Source organism: Streptomyces sp. NBC_00659 (assembly GCF_036226925.1).
GTDB lineage: Bacteria > Actinomycetota > Actinomycetes > Streptomycetales > Streptomycetaceae > Streptomyces.
In genome coordinates this window covers 8,796,514-8,813,467 of record NZ_CP109031.1, presented here as the reverse complement: position 1 = coordinate 8,813,467, position 16,954 = coordinate 8,796,514, and the positions used below count along the sequence as shown (strand labels likewise).

Below are 16,954 nucleotides of genomic sequence, written 5' to 3'. Positions count from 1 at the left end.
TCAGGCCATCGGTCCGCCGCTGGACCCGGCGTGCCTGGGGCGGAACGTCAAAACCTACGACTCCACCGAAACCGGCCGCCTGAGCAGGTACACGCCCGCGACCGAGACCAGTACCGCCATGCAGGCGATGAAGACGAGCCCGGCGCCCTCCAGGCCGATCGGGCCCACCAGTACGCCGACCCCGATCACCGGCACCGAGATGCCCGCGTAGGCGACCACGAACAGGGTGGAGATCACCGCCGCGCGCTGATGCTCGGGAGAGGCCTGCGCGACGGTGGTCAGGGCCCCGCGGAACGCCAGACCCTGGCCGCCGCCGCCGACGATCGCGCTCAGGACCACCAGGACCAGGAGGTCCCATCGGAGCGCGCCCGCGAGGAGTACGAGGCCGCCGAGGAGCGCGGCGCAGCCCAGGGGCAGGGACCGTCGCGCTCCGACCGGGCCGACGGCGAGCTGACCTGCGGTCGAGGCGAAGAAGGCGAGTGCGACGATCAGTCCGCTCACCGCGTGGTTGGTCACGTCCAGGGACTCGGCGAGGAACGCGGGGCTGACGGAGGTGAACACCCCGAACAGGGCGAACCCCACGAACGCGGCGATCGCGGGCGGCGCGAACACCGGCCGCACCTGTGGGGGCAGGCCCGGCCGTTGCGGTCGTACGGTGCTCAGTGGCCGGCGTTCGCGTACGGTCTCCGGAAGCCGCAGCAGCACGGCGGCCGAGAGTGCCACCAGGGCGAGGTGGACGGCGAACGGCAGGTACAGCGGCCAGGGGGCGTACTGCGCGAGAAGGCCCGCGAGCAGCGGACCGCAGCCGAGTCCGCCCATGTTGGCGGCCGTCGCGACGAAGGTGGCCCGGGCGGCGCCGCCCGGCGGTGCCAGCTCCATCACGTAGGCGGTGGCGGCCCCGGTGAACAGGCCCGCGGACAGGCCCGACATCAGCCGCCCCACGTACAGCCAGCCCAGACCGGTGGCGCTCAGGAAGCAGACGGCGCTCGCCGCCGCGAAACCGAGGCCCCACAGGAGCACCGGACGCCGGCCCACCGTGTCCGAGGCGTTGCCCGCGAGCAGCAGCACGCCCATGACTCCGAAGGCGTACACGGCGTACACGACGGTGACGGTCAGCTCGGAGAAGCCGAACTTCTCCTGGTAGAGGCCGTAGAGGGGGGTCGGCAGCGTGGTGCCGGCCATGCAGACGGCGAACACCGCCCCGCTGAGCAAACACTGGCTCCACCCTCGGCGATCACCGTCCATGGCACCGACAGTAGCGTCGTGGCCGCCGCGATCCGGCCCGACGTGCCGCCGGACGGAACCGGCGGAGGCCGTGGAGCGGCATGGGCGTTTCCGGATGCTCGTTCCTCGTGGGTGAGCGGTGCGGCTGTGCGCGGTCCGCCCTCCTCGGCGGGAGGGCGGACCGCGCCGACGACCCGTCAGGGGGCCGGTGCGAGGCGCGTACGGAGCGACGGGGAGGCGTGCGCCGGGCGCCTCGTCGTCAGGAGCAGCCGGCCGGTGTGGCCTGTGACGCGTCGTGGATCAGCGCGTCGTGGGCGGCCTTCAGCCGGGCCACGTCGGGCTTGACCACCGTGCGGTCGTAGGTGATCAGGCCGTTCAGTTCTCCTTCCACGTCCGAGATCTGGGTGTAGACGGCGCCGTTGCCGCCCTTGCAGGCGAGCTTGTGCACCTCGGCGAGGCGGGCCAGGTAGTCGTCGGTGTACGCCGAGGGGTCGACGTCGACGTAGGACTGCTGGACGGACCAGGCGTGTCCGGGCACCGCGAGTCCGAGACCGCCGTACTCGCCGCTGACCAGGGCCCGTTTCCCGTCCGGGTTCGGTGGCAGCGCGGGACTCGGGTAGCCGTGCTCGTCGATGATGTCGCCTGTGCCGCCGTCCACGCCGAGGTTGATGCCCGACATGGAGTTGACGAGGCGCGTCGGGTCCCAGGCCTTGGCCTGGTCGGCGATGCGGGCTTCGTCGTACTGCCCCCATCCCTCGTTGAAGGTGACCCACATGACGATCGACGGGCTGCTGATGTGCTCGTCGATCATCTGCTTCATCTCGCGCTCGTACTCGGCGCGGGACGCGGCGTTCGGGTTGACCCCGGCGGTCATGGCGGGCATGTCCTGCCAGACCATCAGGCCGAGCCGGTCCGCCCAGTAGAACCAGCGGTCGGGTTCCACCTTGATGTGTTTGCGGACCGAGTTGAAGCCCATCTCCTTGTGCATCTTCAGGTCGTACGCCAGGGCCTCGTCGGTCGGTGCGGTGTGCAGGCCGTCGGGCCAGAAGCCCTGGTCGAGGGTGGCCATCATGAAGACGGGTTTGCCGTTGAGGACGGTGCGCGGGGTTCCGTTCACCTGTTCCACGGCGATGGACCTCATGCCGAAGTAGCTTGCGACGCGGTCGGCGCCGACGCTGACCTTCAGGTCGTAGAGGAAGGGGTCGTCGGGTGACCACAGGTGCGGGTCGGTGATCTTCAGGACGAGCGGCTGCCCGGTACGGCCCTTGACGGTGGCCACCTCGCGGTGTCCGGCGTACGCGGTCGCGGTGACCGGCACTCCGTCCCGCACGCCCTTCGGCTCGACGGTGAGCCGGCTGTTCCCGACGTCGGGCGTCAGCTTGAGGGAGTCGACGTGGTCGGAGGCCACGGGCTCCATCCACACCGTCTGCCAGATCCCGGAGGACGGGGTGTACCAGATGCCGCTGGGGTCCAGGCGCTGCTTGCCGACCGGCGGGTTCTCGCCGCCCTGCGCGTCGGTCGGGTCGTAGACGCCGACGATCAGTTCCTGGGTGCGGCCGGGCTTCAGCGCGGCGGTGATGTCGGCGCTGAACTTGTCGTAGCCGCCCTGGTGTTCGGCGACCTTGGTGCCGTTGACATAGACCTCGGCCCGCCAGTCGACGGCGCCGAAGTTGAGCTGGAGGCGCTTGCCGGAGCCGACCTTCCAGTCGGACGGGACGGTGAAGGTCCGGCGGTACCACATGCGGTCCTCGTGCCGTTCGATGCCGGAGAGCTGGGACTCCACGGGGTAGGGCACGCGGATCTTCTCGGCGAGCTTCTTGCCGACCGGGGGCTGTTCGCCGGCCTGGGCGGGGGCGAACTGCCAGGAGCCGTTCAGGTCGCGCCAGTCGGCCCGGGTGAGCTGGGGCCGGGGGTACTCGGTGCGGGCCTTGCCCGCCTCCACCTCGTCGGCCCACTTCGTCCGCAGCTCATGGGTGGAGTGGTTGGGTCCGCTGCTCCAGAAGGCGCTGACAACGTTGCCGTTCGTCCCGGAGAGGCCACCCTGGCCGTCGTAGCGCAGGTCGGCGGTGCCCTTGGCCGTGCCGGTCTTGTTGCCGACGACGGGTTCCTTGAGGCCGACGATCAGGGACTTGGGGTCGGCGGGGTCCAACTTCGCTGTGGCCAAGGGCCACTTGGCACCGCCGATGACGGCTTCGACGTGGTCGGTCAGACCCGCCGGGGGTGCGGTGAGCGGCTGGGCGAAGTCGAGGCGCAGGCTGCGGCCGTCGCCCTGGACCGTGGTCGCGATGGCGCCGTCGTAGGCGTATCCGTCGGGCAGCCGGAGGGCCGACTGCGGGACGGCCGTCCTGGTGCCGCCGGGCGGGGTCCAGCGCAGATGGAGGTTGGATCCGCCGAAGTGCTCGAAGTACTCGACCTTGATGTCGTAGGCCTGTCCGGCGGTCAGGTCGATGGGCTGGGCGGTCTGTTCGCGGTCCCAGTCGTCGACCCAGTGGTCGATGGCGAGGTGTCCGTCGACCCACAGCCTGAAGCCGTTGTCCCCGATGATCGAGAACGTGTGCGGGCCGGTCTTCTCGGGGACGATCCGGCCGGTCCAGCGGACGTTGACGTCGTCCGACCGTCCGGTGGCGAAGGCGAGCCGGGGCTCCAGGTTGTCGAAGTCGAGGTTGGTGTCCAATCCGGTGGCTTTGAGCTCGTGGAAGTCGAAGGCGCCGGGGGCGGACTGGGTGTAGTACTCGCCCTTCAGGCCGTGGACTTCCACGGGGTCGTCGGCCGCGGTGGCGGCCGGGGCCGCGGTGAGTCCCGCGAGGCCGAGAACCGCGGTGAGTAAGAGTGCCATGTGGGTTCGGAGTCTGCTGTTGCGCACGGATCCTCCTTGGCTGAGGAAGGGTGGCGGCTCGTTGCTTCAGTCTGTACAACGTTGGAAGTAGCGGGAGTGGGCATCACAGCACGGGTCCCGATCTCTGTCCAGGGTCATGACAAATGCCCAGGTGACAGAGGCGCACATCGATGAAGAGGAGATCCCTTGCGGGTCAGCCTGAAAGACGTCGCGGAGCACGCCGGCGTCTCGATCAAGACGGTTTCGAACGTCGTGAACAACTATCCGCACGTCACCCCGGCCATGCGGGCCCGGGTCCAGGAGGCCATCGACGAGCTGGGCTACCGGCCGAACCTCACGGCACGCCACCTGCGCAAGGGACGCACGGGCATCATCGCCCTCGCCGTCCCCGAGCTGGGCAACCCGTACTTCGCGGAGCTGGCGGGAGCCGTCATCGACGCCGCCGCCGAGCACGAGTTCACCGTCCTGCTCGACCACACCCGCGGCGACCGGGAGCAGGAAGTACTGGTGAGCCAGGGTTTCCGGGCCAATGTCATCGACGGTCTGATCCTCAGTCCGCTGGAGCTCGAGGACGAGGACCTGCGCTCCCGCACCGACGACGTACCGCTCGTACTGCTCGGCGAGCGGCAGTACGAACTGCCCTACGACCACATCGCGATCGACAACGTGTCGGCCGCGCGCAGTGCGGTACGCCATCTGCTGAGCCGCGGACGCTCGCGGATCGCCTACCTGGGGGCCCGCACGGATTCGGCCAACCAGCCCGCGCATCTGCGACTGGCGGGCTGGCGGGCGGAGTTGACGGAGGCCGGGGTGCCGGCGCCCGACGAACTCGTGGTTCCGGTCGGTGGCTGGGACCGCGACGAGGGCGCGCGGGCGATGGCCTGGCTGCTGGACTCCGGGGTGCGTCCGGACGCCGTCTTCGCGTACAACGACCTGGTCGCGATCGGTGCGATGCGGGTACTGCACGAACGAGGTCTGCGGGTGCCGTGGGACGTGGCGGTGGTGGGTTTCGACGACATCGAGGAGGGGCGGTTCGGGGCGGTGACCCTGACGACGATCTCGCCGGACAAGCAGGCCATCGCGCGGATGGCGGTGGCCTCCCTGCTGCGGAGCCTGTCGGGCCGGACCGAACCCGGCGGACGTGAACTGACCGCGGATTTCAAGCTGGTTGAGCGCGAGAGCACGCTGGGTCGGCGCTGACGGGATTTCGGACGGAGGGGTTTACAGGCCTCTTCCAACGATGTAAAAACCTCCCCGGAACGACGAGTACACCGAGTTGACCGCAAGAGCCGAACTTCCCCGGGAGCGCTCTCAGCGCCGGGGCCGCGCCGTTTGGGGACTCCATGAAGCCGCTCGCACCACGTCACCGCACCTCCGCCAGGACCCTCCTCGCCACCGGCCTCATCACGAGCCTCGCGCTCGTCTCCGGATGCGCGAAGTCCGAGGACGACACCGCAGGCAAGGACAAGAGCTCCGCGAGCCAGGGCGACCAGGGGCAGGTCGTCGCCTCACCGTCCTCGGGTTCGGGACCGGCCTGCGCCATCGACGCCTACGGCGCCAAGAAGACCGACCTGAAGTCGGCCACCGTCGGCTTCTCCCAGTCCGAGAAGGAGGCCAACCCCTTCCGGATCGCCGAGACCGCGTCGATCAAGGCCGAGGCGGACAAGCTGGGCGTGAAACTGCTGACGGCCAACGCCCAGTCGCAGTTCTCCAAGCAGATCAGCGATGTCCAGGACCTCATCGCCAAGGGCGCCGACCTCCTCGTGATCGCTCCGCTCAACTCCGACGGCTGGGAGCCGGTCCTGCGCTCGGCGTCCGCCAAGCACATCCCGATCATCACCATCGACCGCAAGATCAACGCCACCGCCTGCAAGGACTATGTGAGCTTCATCGGCTCCGACTTCGTGGAGCAGGGCAAGCGGGCCGCGGACCAGATGATCGAATCGACCGGTGGCAAGGGCGAGATCGCCATCCTGCTCGGCGCCGCCGGCAACAACGTGACGACCGAACGCACCCAGGGCTTCGAGGACCGCATCAAGGAGAAGGCTCCCGGCCTCAAGATCGTCTTCAAGCAGACCGGTGAATTCGCCCGGGAGAAGGGCCAGTCGGTCACCGAGAACCTCATCCAGTCCAAGCCCGGCATCACCGGGATCTACGCCGAGAACGACGAGATGGGCCTCGGCGCGGTGAACGCCCTCAAGGGGGCCGGCAAGCAGCCCGGCGCGGTGAAGATCGTGACGATCGACGGCACCCGCAACGCCGTCCAGGGCATCGTCGACGGCTGGATCGACGGGGTCATCGAGTCCAACCCGCGCTTCGGGCCGCTCGCCTTCCAGACCCTGGACACCTTCACCAAGGGCGAGAAGGTCTCCCAGGACATCGTCATCCAGGACAGCGCGTACACCAAGAACAACGCCAAGGCCGACCTGGGCAAGGCCTTCTGACATGTTGTCGGTGACCGGCCTGTCGAAGACCTTCCCCGGCGTGAAGGCCCTGTCCCTCGTGGACTTCACGGCCCGCGCCGGGGAGGTGCACGCCCTCATCGGTGAGAACGGCGCGGGCAAGTCGACCCTCATCAAGGTTCTCACCGGCGTCTACCAGCCCGACGAGGGCGAGGTGGCGTACGACGGCGCCCCGGTCCGCTTCGCCACCCCGCTCCAGGCGCAGCACGCGGGAATCTCCACCATCTACCAGGAGGTCAACCTGGTCCCGCTGATGAGCGTGGCCCGCAACCTCTTCCTCGGCCGTGAACCCCGCGGCCGCCTCGGCCTGATCGACTTCCGGAGCATGCACCGGAGGGCCGAGGAGGCACTGCGCGACCTGGGCCTGCGGGTCGACGTACGCCGGCCACTGCGTGAACTGGGCGTCGGCGCACAGCAGATGGTGGCTCTCGCCCGGGCCGTCTCGGTCGACGCCCGGGTGGTCGTCATGGACGAACCGACCTCCTCGCTCGAACCGCGCGAGGTGCGGACCCTGTTCGGGGTGATCCGGATGCTGCGCGAGCGGGGCATCGCGGTGATCTACGTCAGCCACCGGCTCGACGAGTTGTACGAGATCTGCGACGCGGTCACCGTGCTGCGCGACGGCAAGGTCGTCCACACGGGCCGGATCGCCGAACTCGACCGGCTCAGGCTCGTGGGGCTGATGCTGGGGCGGGAGATCGCGGACGTACGGCAGGAGGGCCTGACCAAGTTCTCGGGCGGTCACGACACCGAGGCCGAACCTGTCCTGGACGCAAGGGAACTGACCGTACGTCACCAGCTGCACGGCGTGTCCGTCTCCGTACGGCCCGGTGAGGTGGTGGGACTGGGCGGGCTGCTCGGTTCGGGGCGTACCGAGACCGCCAAGGCCATCGCGGGTGCGCTCCCCACCGACTCCGGGCGGGTCGTGGTGGCGGGCGTGCGCGTACGCACGGGATCGACGCCCGCCGCGATCCGGGCCGGCATCAGCCTGCTGCCCGAGGACCGCAAGGCCGAGGGGATCGTGCCGGGCCTCTCGGTCCGGGAGAACATCGCGCTCGCCGCGCTGCCGGGGCTCTCACGCTTCGGTCTGGTCGACGAGGCACGCATCGACCGGATCGTGGAGACGTTCATGAAGCGGCTGCGGATCAAGGCCGCGAGCCCCCACCAGAAGGTGGGCGAACTGTCCGGCGGCAACCAGCAGAAGGTGCTGCTGGCCCGCTGGCTGGCCATGCAGCCCAAGGTCCTGCTTCTCGACGAGCCGACCCGGGGCATCGACGTCGGCGCCAAGGCGGAGGTGCAGAAACTGATCGACGAACTGGCCGGCGACGGGCTGGGCGTCCTGCTCATCTCCTCCGACCCCGAGGAACTGATCGAGGGCAGCGACCGGGTCATCGTCCTCAAGGACGGCGCGGTCGTGGAGGAACTGACGGGCGACGCCGTCACCGAGGACCGGCTGATGCGCGCGATCGCCACCGCACCCGCCGCACCCGCCGTCACTGCCGCCACCGCCGTCACAGCCGCCGCCACCGCCGTCACAGCCGCGGCCACCGACAAGGGCACCGGACCGGGAGGCCACGATGACTGACCTGACCCTCGGCCGGGTCTCCGCCGACCGCGACCGTCTGCTGGCCCTGCTCCAGGAGTACGGCGTCTACCTGGGCGTCGTGGTCCTCTTCCTGGTGAACACCGTCTTCACCCCGCACTTCCTGTCCACGGAGAACTTCCGCACCCAGGCGGTCCAGGTCGCACCGGTCCTCATCGTGGCACTCGGCATGGCACTGGCGATCGGCAGCGAGGGCGTCGACCTGGCGGTGGGCTCGGTGATGGCCCTGTCCACCTCGCTCCTGTCCCTCTATCTCGGCTACGGACCCGGGATCGCCGTCCTGATCGCGCTCGTGGGCGGTGCCGTGGTGGGTGTCGCGAACGGATCGCTCATCGCGTTCGTCGGCGTCCAGCCGATCGTGGCGACACTCGCCCTGATGGTCGCCGGGCGCGGGCTGGCCCTGGTACTCCTCCCCCAGCTCAAGGACGTCCACGACCCGGCCATGGCGGAACTCGGCTCCGGCGACGTCCTGGGCGTCCCGTACGTCGTCCTGATCGCCGCGGCCCTCGCCCTGCTCGTCGGCTTCGTCGTACGCCGCACGACCTTCGGCCGCAGCCTCCTCGCCATCGGGGACAGCCGCCCCGCGGCCCGGCTCGCCGGACTGCCGGTACGCCGCGTCCTCATCCTGGTGTACGTGTGCTCGGGCGTCCTCGCGGCCGTCGCGGGCGTCCTGGCCACCGCCCGCCTCACCGCGAGCGACCCGTCCTCGCTCGGCAACCTGATGGAACTGTCCGCCATCACCGCCGTCGTGGTCGGCGGGACACCGCTGAGCGGTGGCCGTATCCGGATCGGCGGCACGGTCGCCGGCGCCGTCCTCATCCAGTTGCTCACCACCACGCTCATCAAGCACGATCTGCCGCCGTCGTGGACCCAGATCGCCCAGGCCGTGGTGATCGTCCTCGCCGTCTACGCGGCCCGGGAACGAGGAAAGCGATGACGACCGACGTGGACATTCCGGTGCGCGCGAAGAACACGGCCGAGGAGGAACCGACCGGCGCCGGCCGCTCCGAACGGCTCAGCGCCCTCGCCCAGCAGCACGGCGCGCTGGTCACGCTGGTCGTCGCGATGACCGCGGCGTCCCTCAGCTTCGACACCTTCCTGACCGGCGACAACCTGGAGAACATGGCGCTCTCCTCGGCGTTCCTCGCCGTGGTCGCGCTCGGCATGACCTTCGTCATCATCACCGGCGGCATCGATCTGTCGGTGGGCTCGCTGTTCGCGCTCGGCGGTGTGCTCGCGGCCTGGGGATCGCGGTACGGAGCGGTCGTCGCGCTGCTGCTCCCCCTGGCCGTCTGCGGACTGATCGGCCTCGTCAACGGACTGCTGATCGCCCGTTCGCGCCTCGCTCCGTTCATCGTCACGCTGGCCTCGATGCTGGGTGCCCGGGGCATTCTGCTCTCCGTCACCGACGAGGGATCGAAGACGTATCTCGTGGACAAGGGGTCGTTCTTCGCGGAGCTCGGACAAGGCTCGCTGCTCGGCGTCGGCCTGCCCGTGTGGATCACCGTCGCGCTGTTCGTCCTCGGTGCGGTGGTCCTGCGGCGCACCCGGTTCGGGCAGTACGTGTACGCGGTCGGCGGGAACGAGGACGCGGCGGCGCTGATGGGCGCCCCCGTGGCCCGTACGAAGATCTCCGTCTACACGCTGTCCGGGCTGTGCGCGGGACTCGCCGGGGCGCTCAACGCGGCATGGCTCGCGTCCGGCGTCACGATCCTGGGCTCGGGCATGGAGCTGGAGGCGATCTCCGCCGTCGTCATCGGCGGCACCCTGCTCACCGGCGGGTTCGGTTTCATCAGCGGCTCACTCGTCGGAGTGCTGCTCCTGAAAGTCATCCAGAACGTGATCAACCAGATCGGCTCCCTGGACTCCGCCTACCAACAGGTCGTCAGCGGTGCCTTCCTCGCCGTCGTCGTCATCGCGCAGACCTGGCTCGGACGCAGACGCCGGGTGCTGTGAGGGCCGCGCCGACCGGTGCGGAAACAGAAGACCCGCACCGGTCGGTGCGGGTCTTCTGTGGTGATGCCGTCCTGCGGGTTCGTGCCTCGTCGGGTCCGACCGGGCCCGGACTACAGCCGGTCATCCCCACGTTCTGACCGGATGCCACCCGCGTACACCCCAGGTGGGTGAGCCTGCGGTCGCGGTTCAGTGACCGAGGAGGTGGCCCAGCCCCTGACCCTGCTGTCCCTGGCGCGGACCCTGACCCTGCTGGCCGTGCTGGCCCTGTCCCTGGCCCTGCTGGCCCTGCTGTCCCTGGCGCGGACCCTGACCCTGCTGGCCGTGCTGGCCCTGCTGTCCCTGGCGCGGACCCTGACCCTGCTGGCCGTGCTGGCCCTGCTGGCCCTGGCGCGGACCCTGACCCTGCTGGCCCTGCTGACCCCGGTGGTCGCCGTGCCCACGGTGGTCGCCGTGGCCGCGGTGGTCGTCACGGCCGTGGTTGCGGTGGTCGCCGTGGCCGCGGTGGTCGTCACGGCCGTGGTTGCGGTGGTCGCCGTGACCCCGGTGGTCGTCACGGCCGTGGCCACGGTGGTCGTCACGGCCGTGGTTGCGGTCGTAGTACCGGTCCCAGGAGACGCTGTCGACGAAGCGGCCGCGGGCGGTCCGCAGCGTGGCTTCGTCGGAACGGTTGTCCCAGACCTCGTTGCGACGGTCCTGGAAGAGGTCACGGCTGGTGTCACGGCCGTAGCCGGTGTGGACACGGACGGTGGCACGGCCGGCCAGGGTGAAGTGCCTGAAGCTGTAGCGGTTGCCGTCCTCGTCCGACAGCGTCCACCCGTTCAGGTTCACCCCGTGGCGACCGGAGTTGGTGATTTCCACCCACTCCGCGTTCAGAGAACGCGCGGAGCGGTCGTCAAAGCCCGGCGCGTCGCTCTGGACCCTGCTGATGGCGACGTATGAGCGGTCGAAGCGCGGCTCGGCGGCCGAGGCCGACACGGACGCCGTGCCGACCAGCGCGCCGGCCGCGATGACCGCGGCCGCCACACGGCGGGCAGTGACAGTCGTGGAAACGGACATGAATGCTCCTCAAGGTTCGAGAGCCGGCACACCCCGTGCGGGCCCCCTCTCGGGGAACCCGCACGGTGCGACCCTGTGCGAGTCCCGGCCCGGTGGCCGAGGACTCATAAGTTGCTGCACATCCCCGCCCAGGACGGGCGACACCCGACCCCTGTTACCAATTGCGGACATATCAGTTACAGGCGTCTGTATATGGCCTTTAACTACGGAAAGCTGAAAAGTGATGGACTGTCATCGCCAACTCCCTTACACAGACAACAACTAGGGCGTTTCGGGTCATGCCGCCCGTCAGCACAGGTCACCCACAGGTCACTCAAAAGTGAGTAACACCCCTCCGCCCCGATCCGGGCACGGAGCAACGTGCCGCATCTCCGCGGCACTGATCGCCGGGTCGTACCGGGCGAGTAAATCCGTCGCGTGCGGAACGTGTGCCGCCTAGCCTCGGAGCATGCCTTCCGGAAAGACGTCGTACGTGTGCCTGCCCTGCCGGGCGTCGTACAAGCAGCCGTACGACGGGGACCGTCCCGTGCGGATCTGCCCCCGGTGCGCCTCGCCGCTCATCCACGTGGGGTCGGCCTTCGCGGCGCCCAGGCGTCGGGACACCGCGGCCTGGAGGACACTCTCCGTCCTGCTCCACGCGGGCGTCCGCTTCCACAAGAGTTGCTGCGGCGGACCCGGTTACCGCCCCCGGACCCTGCGCGAAGTCCGTGAGCGGATGGCGTACGCGCGACGCACCGGCGAGCCCTTCGCCCGGGCGCTCAGGCGTCACGACGTGCCCTGACAGCGGCGCCGGATCCGCGACGGGCAGCGGTGGCGCGGGGCCGTCTCCGCGCTCGGAGACCCGACCCGGCAGGGCAGGGGGTCAGGCCGGACAGTCGGCCAGGGTTCCGGCCGTGCCCCAGCGGATCATCAGATAGCCGGAGCCGCCTCTCTCCGCCACGGCGTAACGGGAGTACGGCCACGCGTCGCCCGCGCTGTCCCGCTGCCGCACCAGGGCCCGGCACGCCTCGCCCGCCGCCATGCCCGCCCAGGCCGCGGCCTGCTGCTGATTCCACGTCCCGTAGTCCGACCACACATACATCGCCGAGCGGCTCGGATCGAAGCCCACCTTGAGCTCCGCGTTGCCGAGCGCGCGATCCGTACCGAGCGCCGTACGCATCCCGTTGGTCCGCTCGATGATCCTTCGGGTGGCACGGTCCGCGACGCCGATCTCGTCGCGGTCGGTGCTGGGAATCATGGCCTGGCCAAGGCCCGGTTCGTCCGGTTCCCAGCCCAGTGCGGCGGCAGCAGGGCTCAAGTCGTCGTCGGCCGATGCGCATCGGGCGTCGGTGAGGAAGTCGTCGTCCCAGGTCACCAGCGGGTCCTGACCGGTCTCTTCCCTCACCATCACAAAGGCGCGGTACGGCAGTTCCGGGTGCAGACGCAGAACGGACTCCCGCAGCGTCCGGCACATCAGACCGGCGACCTCCGTCTCCGCGTACAGCGTCCCCGCCTCGTCGGAGGTGAGCCGGTACGACAGGTAGACCTCCCCGCGCGACGCGTGGAACCTCACGGTGTTCGGGACGAGGCCGATGGCGCCGCCGAGTTCCCGGACGAGAACGCCCTGGTCGCGCAGGACGGCACGGGCCACGTCGTGTTCACCCTCGCCCCGTGCCGACCTCGCGTCGGCCCAGCTCTCCACACTCGCCGGACGGCCGCTCGTGGCCTGCTCGAGCTTCACCGACGCGCTCGCCCTCGTGCTCGCCCCGGTGCCCGTCCCGGACGGCTGCGGGATGCCGGCCGGGGAGGAGACGGCAGCCGAGGAAGCGGGGTCGGAAGCGCCGGGAGCGGAGGAAGCCGGGAGGGAGGAAGCGTTCGACGTCGGGTGGCGGCCGCTCTCCGGTTTGCCGGGCATCAGGGCGACCACTCCGCCCGCCAGGCCCCCGATGACCGCGGCCGCGACAACGAACACGCCCGCCCATGGCCTTCGCCCGCGTCTCGCGGGCCGTGGCCACGCCGGATCGTCCACGTGAGGCATGTCCCAGACCGCGGTGATCATGTCCTCCGCCCGCGTGAACAACGTGTCGGCCCGCATCGCCTGGATCAGCTGCGCGGCCAGGAGTTCGAAGCACTCCTCGGCGGCGTCGGCGGCCGAGGGACGGTCCCCCGGTTCCTTGGCCAGTGCCCGCAGCACGATCTCGCGCAGGGGCGCGGGGACACCGTCCAGGTCGGGTTCACCCGACATCACGCGGAACGCGACCACGTCGGGCGCGCCCGTCCCGAACGGAGACTTCCCGGTGGCCGCGTAGGCCACGAGCACTCCCCAGGCGAACACATCGCTCCCGGACCCGGCGGCACCCGTCCGGTACTGCTCGGGACCGATCCAGCCCGGGGTACCGGTCGTGGCTCCGGGACGGGTGACTCTGGTGTCGTCGTCGCCGTGCGCGATGCCGAAATCCAGGACGCGGGGACCGGAGGGCGTGAGGATGACGTTCTGCGGTTTCACATCACGGTGCACCACGCCGACGGCGTGCACGGCGGCCAACGCCTGCGCGGTGGCGGCCGCGAAAGCGTACAGACTGGGTCCGGTGACCCGCCCCTGGGCGAGCACGTGCTCGTGCAGCGTCGGCCCGGCGACGTACTCGGTGGCGAGCCACGGCTGCGTGGCGTTCGCGTCGGCGGTGAGCAGCGGGACCAGGTACGGGCCGGTGACACGGGAGGACATGTCGACCTCACGCCTGAAACGGGCCCTGAATTCCGGTTCTTGGGCCTGCGAGGGCTGAATCACCTTCACCGCCACACGCGTTCCGTCGGAGGCCACGCCCGCGTGGACGGTACCCATGCCACCGGCACCGAGACGACCGACGATCCGGTACGGACCTATTCGGGAGGGATCGCCGGCCTGAGCCGGCTGGACTCTTCCGGAGGATCCGGATTCGCTCACTGATGGTTCCTTCGTGCGGGACTGAACAGGTGCGCAGGCGGAGATGTGACAGGTGGTCGGGGACGGTGGCGGGTCGGGGGCTGTAACGAATCGGGGGCGGGCCCGCGTCCCGGCAGGTTGCCCCGACATGCCTTCCGGGTGTCTTCCCGTCCGGATGTTATGCGCTCACCCGCCTCCTGGGTAGAGAAACCCCTGATCAGACGGCGCGCGCCCGACCGCCGGGTGACGAGACGCTTGCGGACCGTGTCGCGGGCCCGGACACCGACCGGCCGCCCGCCGCCGCCTCTCCCTTCAACTGCCTTACGAGAAAACCCTGTTGTCGTCTCAACCGACGCGGATTCCTGTCCGCGCGGATCCGATCCTCCGGACAGCCGAGGCGAAGCCGAAAGCCGGCCTCGGGCCAAGTCGGCCGACGGCGGCCTCGGCTCCCCCGCGTCACAGGAACTCGGCCGACCGACTCGGGCGGACGGCCGAGCGGGTCCCGTCCCCGCCGCGGATCCGGACCCACGGCGCCGGCGCTGCCCGTGCCTCCCTCCCGGTCCCGGTCGACAATGGGCGTACGGCGGGGACGGGCCCGGGGAGGCGCCGGGGAAGGAACGTCCATGCCGAAGCGGCCCCCCTCCCCCGGTCGCGTACGGGCCGCGCGGCAGTCCGTACGGGTCACGGTCGCGTCCGCCACGGGCTTCTACTCGGCCCTCTACGTGCTGGACCAGCCGGTCGTCGCCGTCTACGCCCTCTTCGCGCCGATCGCGCTCGGCGTCCTCTCCCCGATCCCGGGCGGCGGCCGCGACCGGGCTCGGACCATGCTGATCGTGCTGCCGGTGGCCGTGGCGCTGACGGCCCTCGGCACCGCTCTCGCCGTGACTACGGTCTCCGCCGTCGCCGGGATGCTGGTGGTCGGCTTCGCCGTCTCCTTCGCCTCCGCGTACGGACCGGCCGCGGCGGGCGCTGTCCCGGGGCTGCTGCTCTTCTACGTGCTCGCGTGCTTCCCGCCGTACGCGCCGGACACCCTTCCGCAGCGCCTCGGCGGCCTGCTGGCCGGTGTCGTCCTGCTGGTCGTGTGCGAGCTGCTGCTCCTGCCCGCCCCGCCCGTCCAGCCGTATCGGGAACGGATCGCCGCCGCCCTCGACCTCGCGGCCGCTTCGGCGCTCGCGTCCGCCCAGGGCCACCGTCGCTCTCCCGAGCGGGCCCGGCGCCTGCGCGCGGAAGGGCTGGCGCTGCGGCTGTCACAGGCGCCACCGGGCTCACGTCCGACGGGGGCGGGCCGCACCGACCGGGGGCTGGCGCAGGCCGGAGCCGCGACACGGCGGGTACTGGATCAGCTCGCCCGGATGGCCGAGCGGCCGGACTCCGCCACGGCCGCCGATCCGCCCTCCGAGGAGCTGCTGCGTGGTGTCGCGGCCGGCTGCACCGCGACGGCGGACGCTCTGCGTGGTGCCCGCGCCGTCCCGGGGCCCGAGGCCCTGGAAGAGATGGTCGCCGACTTCGTCGCCGTCCGCGGACGTCCGTCCGGCAGCGGGCCCGACACGGACGCCAAAGCGTCGCAGCGACTGCTGGAGTGCCGGTCCGACCTGCTGGTCACGGCGGCCTCGGCCCTGACTGCCCAGGCGGCGGTGGCCGTGGCGATCGGTGGGCGCCGCGACGCGGCCGGTCTGCCGCCCGAACAGTTCTGGTACGCGGGGCCCTCCACGGCGCGGCTCCTCGCGCTGCGTCTGACCGGCAACCTCACCCTGCGCTCGGTCCTGTTCCAGAACGCCGTACGCACGGCCCTGGGTCTCGGCGCCGCCCGTCTGGTGGCCGGGACCCTGGACCTCTCGCACGGTTTCTGGGTGCTGCTGACCGTGCTGACGCTGGGGCGCACGACCGCGGGAGCGACCTGGTCCACGGTGCGCTCGGCGGCGGTCGGAACACTGGTGGGCGCGCTGGCCGCCGGGGTGCTGATCTTCGAGGCCGGCGGCACCGTCGAGGTGTACGCCGCCGTGCTGGTGCCGGCCATGTTCGTGGCGTTCTCGGTGGGGCCGATCGCGGGACCGGCCTGGGCGCAGGGTCTGTTCACCCTGGTCGTCGCCGCCGCCTTCAGCCAGCTCGCCCCGGCCGACTGGCGGCTGGCGGGGACACGGCTGCTCGACGTCCTGGCGGGCTGCACGATCGGGCTGGTGTGCGGCGTGCTCGCCTGGCCCGCGGGAGCCCACGCCGAGGTTCGGCGCGGCGTGGCGGACATGCTGCGTTCCGCGGCGCCCCTGGTGCGGGTCACCGTGTCCGCCGTGGTCCGCGCGTCCGGGACGTCCGGCGCACCCGAGGCGTCCGGGACGTCGGGGACGTCCGGCGATGCACGGCCTCGGCACGGCGGCACCGATGAGGCGCTCAGGCTGACCCGGCACCGGCTCCGCATCGCCGAGCGCGCCTACGCGCAGTACCGGACCGAGGGCGGCAGGAACGCCGTCGACAGCGGACCGGACTGGCACCTGGCGCTCAACTGCGTCTCCCACGCGGTGATCGGATCCCATTGGCTGCCCCGGCAGGCGTACGGTCCGGCGCCGCCCGAAGCGGTCCGGTGGGCGCGGGAGTCCGCGGGGCGACTGGCCTCGGCGATGGACAGCGCGGCGGCCTTCCCGCCCGGTGGCGTCCGGGCGGCGCCGGTGCCCCTTCCGCACGAGGTCGTCTCCGCCGCCCCGGCCCCCGTCCTGCCCGCGCTGGTCGACATCGACACCTGGCTGCGGACTCTCGCGGCGGAGCTGACGGCGATCGGCGGAAGCCGTCCGGACGGGCCGCCGCCTCCGGTCCGAGGCGACGGAACGCCACCGGCGACCGCCCGCGATGCCACGGCCGGTACAGCCGCGATGCCGCGGCCGCTGCAGGAGGGTGACGGCGTCGGAAGGTGAACGTGCCCACGG

At 70.9% G+C, this 16,954-nt stretch carries 11 protein-coding genes; 7 read left to right on the top strand and 4 right to left on the bottom strand.

Annotation, left to right across the window (positions count from 1 at the left end):
* Nucleotides 1-54: 54 nt before the first annotated feature.
* Together OG410_RS38490 and OG410_RS38485 are read right to left on the bottom strand one after the other, a co-directional pair.
* Nucleotides 55-1,245, bottom strand: coding sequence for an MFS transporter (locus OG410_RS38490; protein ID WP_329303396.1), 1,191 nt, complete (start codon nt 1,243-1,245; stop codon nt 55-57).
* A gap of 238 nt (nt 1,246-1,483) precedes the next feature.
* The gene (locus OG410_RS38485; RefSeq protein WP_329303395.1) at nt 1,484-4,087 is read right to left on the bottom strand and encodes a PA14 domain-containing protein; all 2,604 of its coding nucleotides are present in this window, start codon (nt 4,085-4,087) and stop codon (nt 1,484-1,486) included.
* Nucleotides 4,088-4,246: 159 nt separating this feature from the next.
* On the opposite strand from OG410_RS38485, the gene OG410_RS38480 reads away from it, so the two are divergent.
* The 5 genes from OG410_RS38480 to OG410_RS38460 all read left to right on the top strand — a co-directional run bounded on the left by OG410_RS38480 (nt 4,247) and on the right by OG410_RS38460 (nt 10,081).
* Nucleotides 4,247-5,260, top strand: coding sequence for a LacI family DNA-binding transcriptional regulator (locus tag OG410_RS38480; RefSeq protein WP_326783712.1), 1,014 nt, complete (start codon nt 4,247-4,249; stop codon nt 5,258-5,260).
* A 143-nt stretch (nt 5,261-5,403) separates the two neighbouring features.
* The gene (locus OG410_RS38475) at nt 5,404-6,504 is read left to right on the top strand and encodes an ABC transporter substrate-binding protein (protein WP_329303394.1); all 1,101 of its coding nucleotides are present in this window, start codon (nt 5,404-5,406) and stop codon (nt 6,502-6,504) included.
* A 1-nt stretch (nt 6,505) separates the two neighbouring features.
* Nucleotides 6,506-8,107, top strand: coding sequence for a sugar ABC transporter ATP-binding protein (locus OG410_RS38470; RefSeq protein WP_329303393.1), 1,602 nt, complete (start codon nt 6,506-6,508; stop codon nt 8,105-8,107).
* On the top strand, nt 8,100-9,062 hold the full coding sequence (locus tag OG410_RS38465) for an ABC transporter permease (RefSeq protein ID WP_329303392.1): 963 nt from the start codon (nt 8,100-8,102) through the stop codon (nt 9,060-9,062). Before OG410_RS38470 ends, OG410_RS38465 begins: the two co-directional genes overlap by 8 nt.
* Nucleotides 9,059-10,081, top strand: coding sequence for an ABC transporter permease (locus tag OG410_RS38460; RefSeq protein WP_329303391.1), 1,023 nt, complete (start codon nt 9,059-9,061; stop codon nt 10,079-10,081). Before OG410_RS38465 ends, OG410_RS38460 begins: the two co-directional genes overlap by 4 nt.
* Before the next feature lie 186 nt (nt 10,082-10,267).
* Here OG410_RS38460 and OG410_RS38455 read toward each other — a convergent pair whose 3' ends face one another.
* Nucleotides 10,268-11,137: a lamin tail domain-containing protein gene (locus OG410_RS38455; protein ID WP_329303390.1), complete on the bottom strand. Its 870-nt coding sequence runs from the start codon at nt 11,135-11,137 to the stop codon at nt 10,268-10,270.
* A gap of 448 nt (nt 11,138-11,585) precedes the next feature.
* On the opposite strand from OG410_RS38455, the gene OG410_RS38450 reads away from it, so the two are divergent.
* Nucleotides 11,586-11,918, top strand: coding sequence for a deoxyxylulose-5-phosphate synthase (locus OG410_RS38450; protein WP_329303389.1), 333 nt, complete (start codon nt 11,586-11,588; stop codon nt 11,916-11,918).
* Nucleotides 11,919-11,999: 81 nt separating this feature from the next.
* Here OG410_RS38450 and OG410_RS38445 read toward each other — a convergent pair whose 3' ends face one another.
* Nucleotides 12,000-14,060, bottom strand: coding sequence for a serine/threonine-protein kinase (locus OG410_RS38445; RefSeq protein ID WP_329303388.1), 2,061 nt, complete (start codon nt 14,058-14,060; stop codon nt 12,000-12,002).
* A gap of 602 nt (nt 14,061-14,662) precedes the next feature.
* On the opposite strand from OG410_RS38445, the gene OG410_RS38440 reads away from it, so the two are divergent.
* Entirely contained in the window at nt 14,663-16,942 is a 2,280-nt protein-coding gene (locus tag OG410_RS38440; protein WP_329303387.1) for an FUSC family protein, read from the top strand.
* Nucleotides 16,943-16,954 lie beyond the last annotated feature (12 nt).

Coding starts and splice junctions, on each gene's coding strand:
- OG410_RS38455 (WP_329303390.1), bottom strand. CDS start 11,137: ATGTCCGTTTCCACGACTGTCACTGCCCGCCGTGTGGCGGCCGCGGTC.
- OG410_RS38440 (WP_329303387.1), top strand. CDS start 14,663: ATGCCGAAGCGGCCCCCCTCCCCCGGTCGCGTACGGGCCGCGCGGCAG.
- OG410_RS38450 (WP_329303389.1), top strand. CDS start 11,586: ATGCCTTCCGGAAAGACGTCGTACGTGTGCCTGCCCTGCCGGGCGTCG.
- OG410_RS38470 (WP_329303393.1), top strand. CDS start 6,506: ATGTTGTCGGTGACCGGCCTGTCGAAGACCTTCCCCGGCGTGAAGGCC.
- OG410_RS38465 (WP_329303392.1), top strand. CDS start 8,100: ATGACTGACCTGACCCTCGGCCGGGTCTCCGCCGACCGCGACCGTCTG.
- OG410_RS38490 (WP_329303396.1), bottom strand. CDS start 1,245: ATGGACGGTGATCGCCGAGGGTGGAGCCAGTGTTTGCTCAGCGGGGCG.
- OG410_RS38475 (WP_329303394.1), top strand. CDS start 5,404: ATGAAGCCGCTCGCACCACGTCACCGCACCTCCGCCAGGACCCTCCTC.
- OG410_RS38460 (WP_329303391.1), top strand. CDS start 9,059: ATGACGACCGACGTGGACATTCCGGTGCGCGCGAAGAACACGGCCGAG.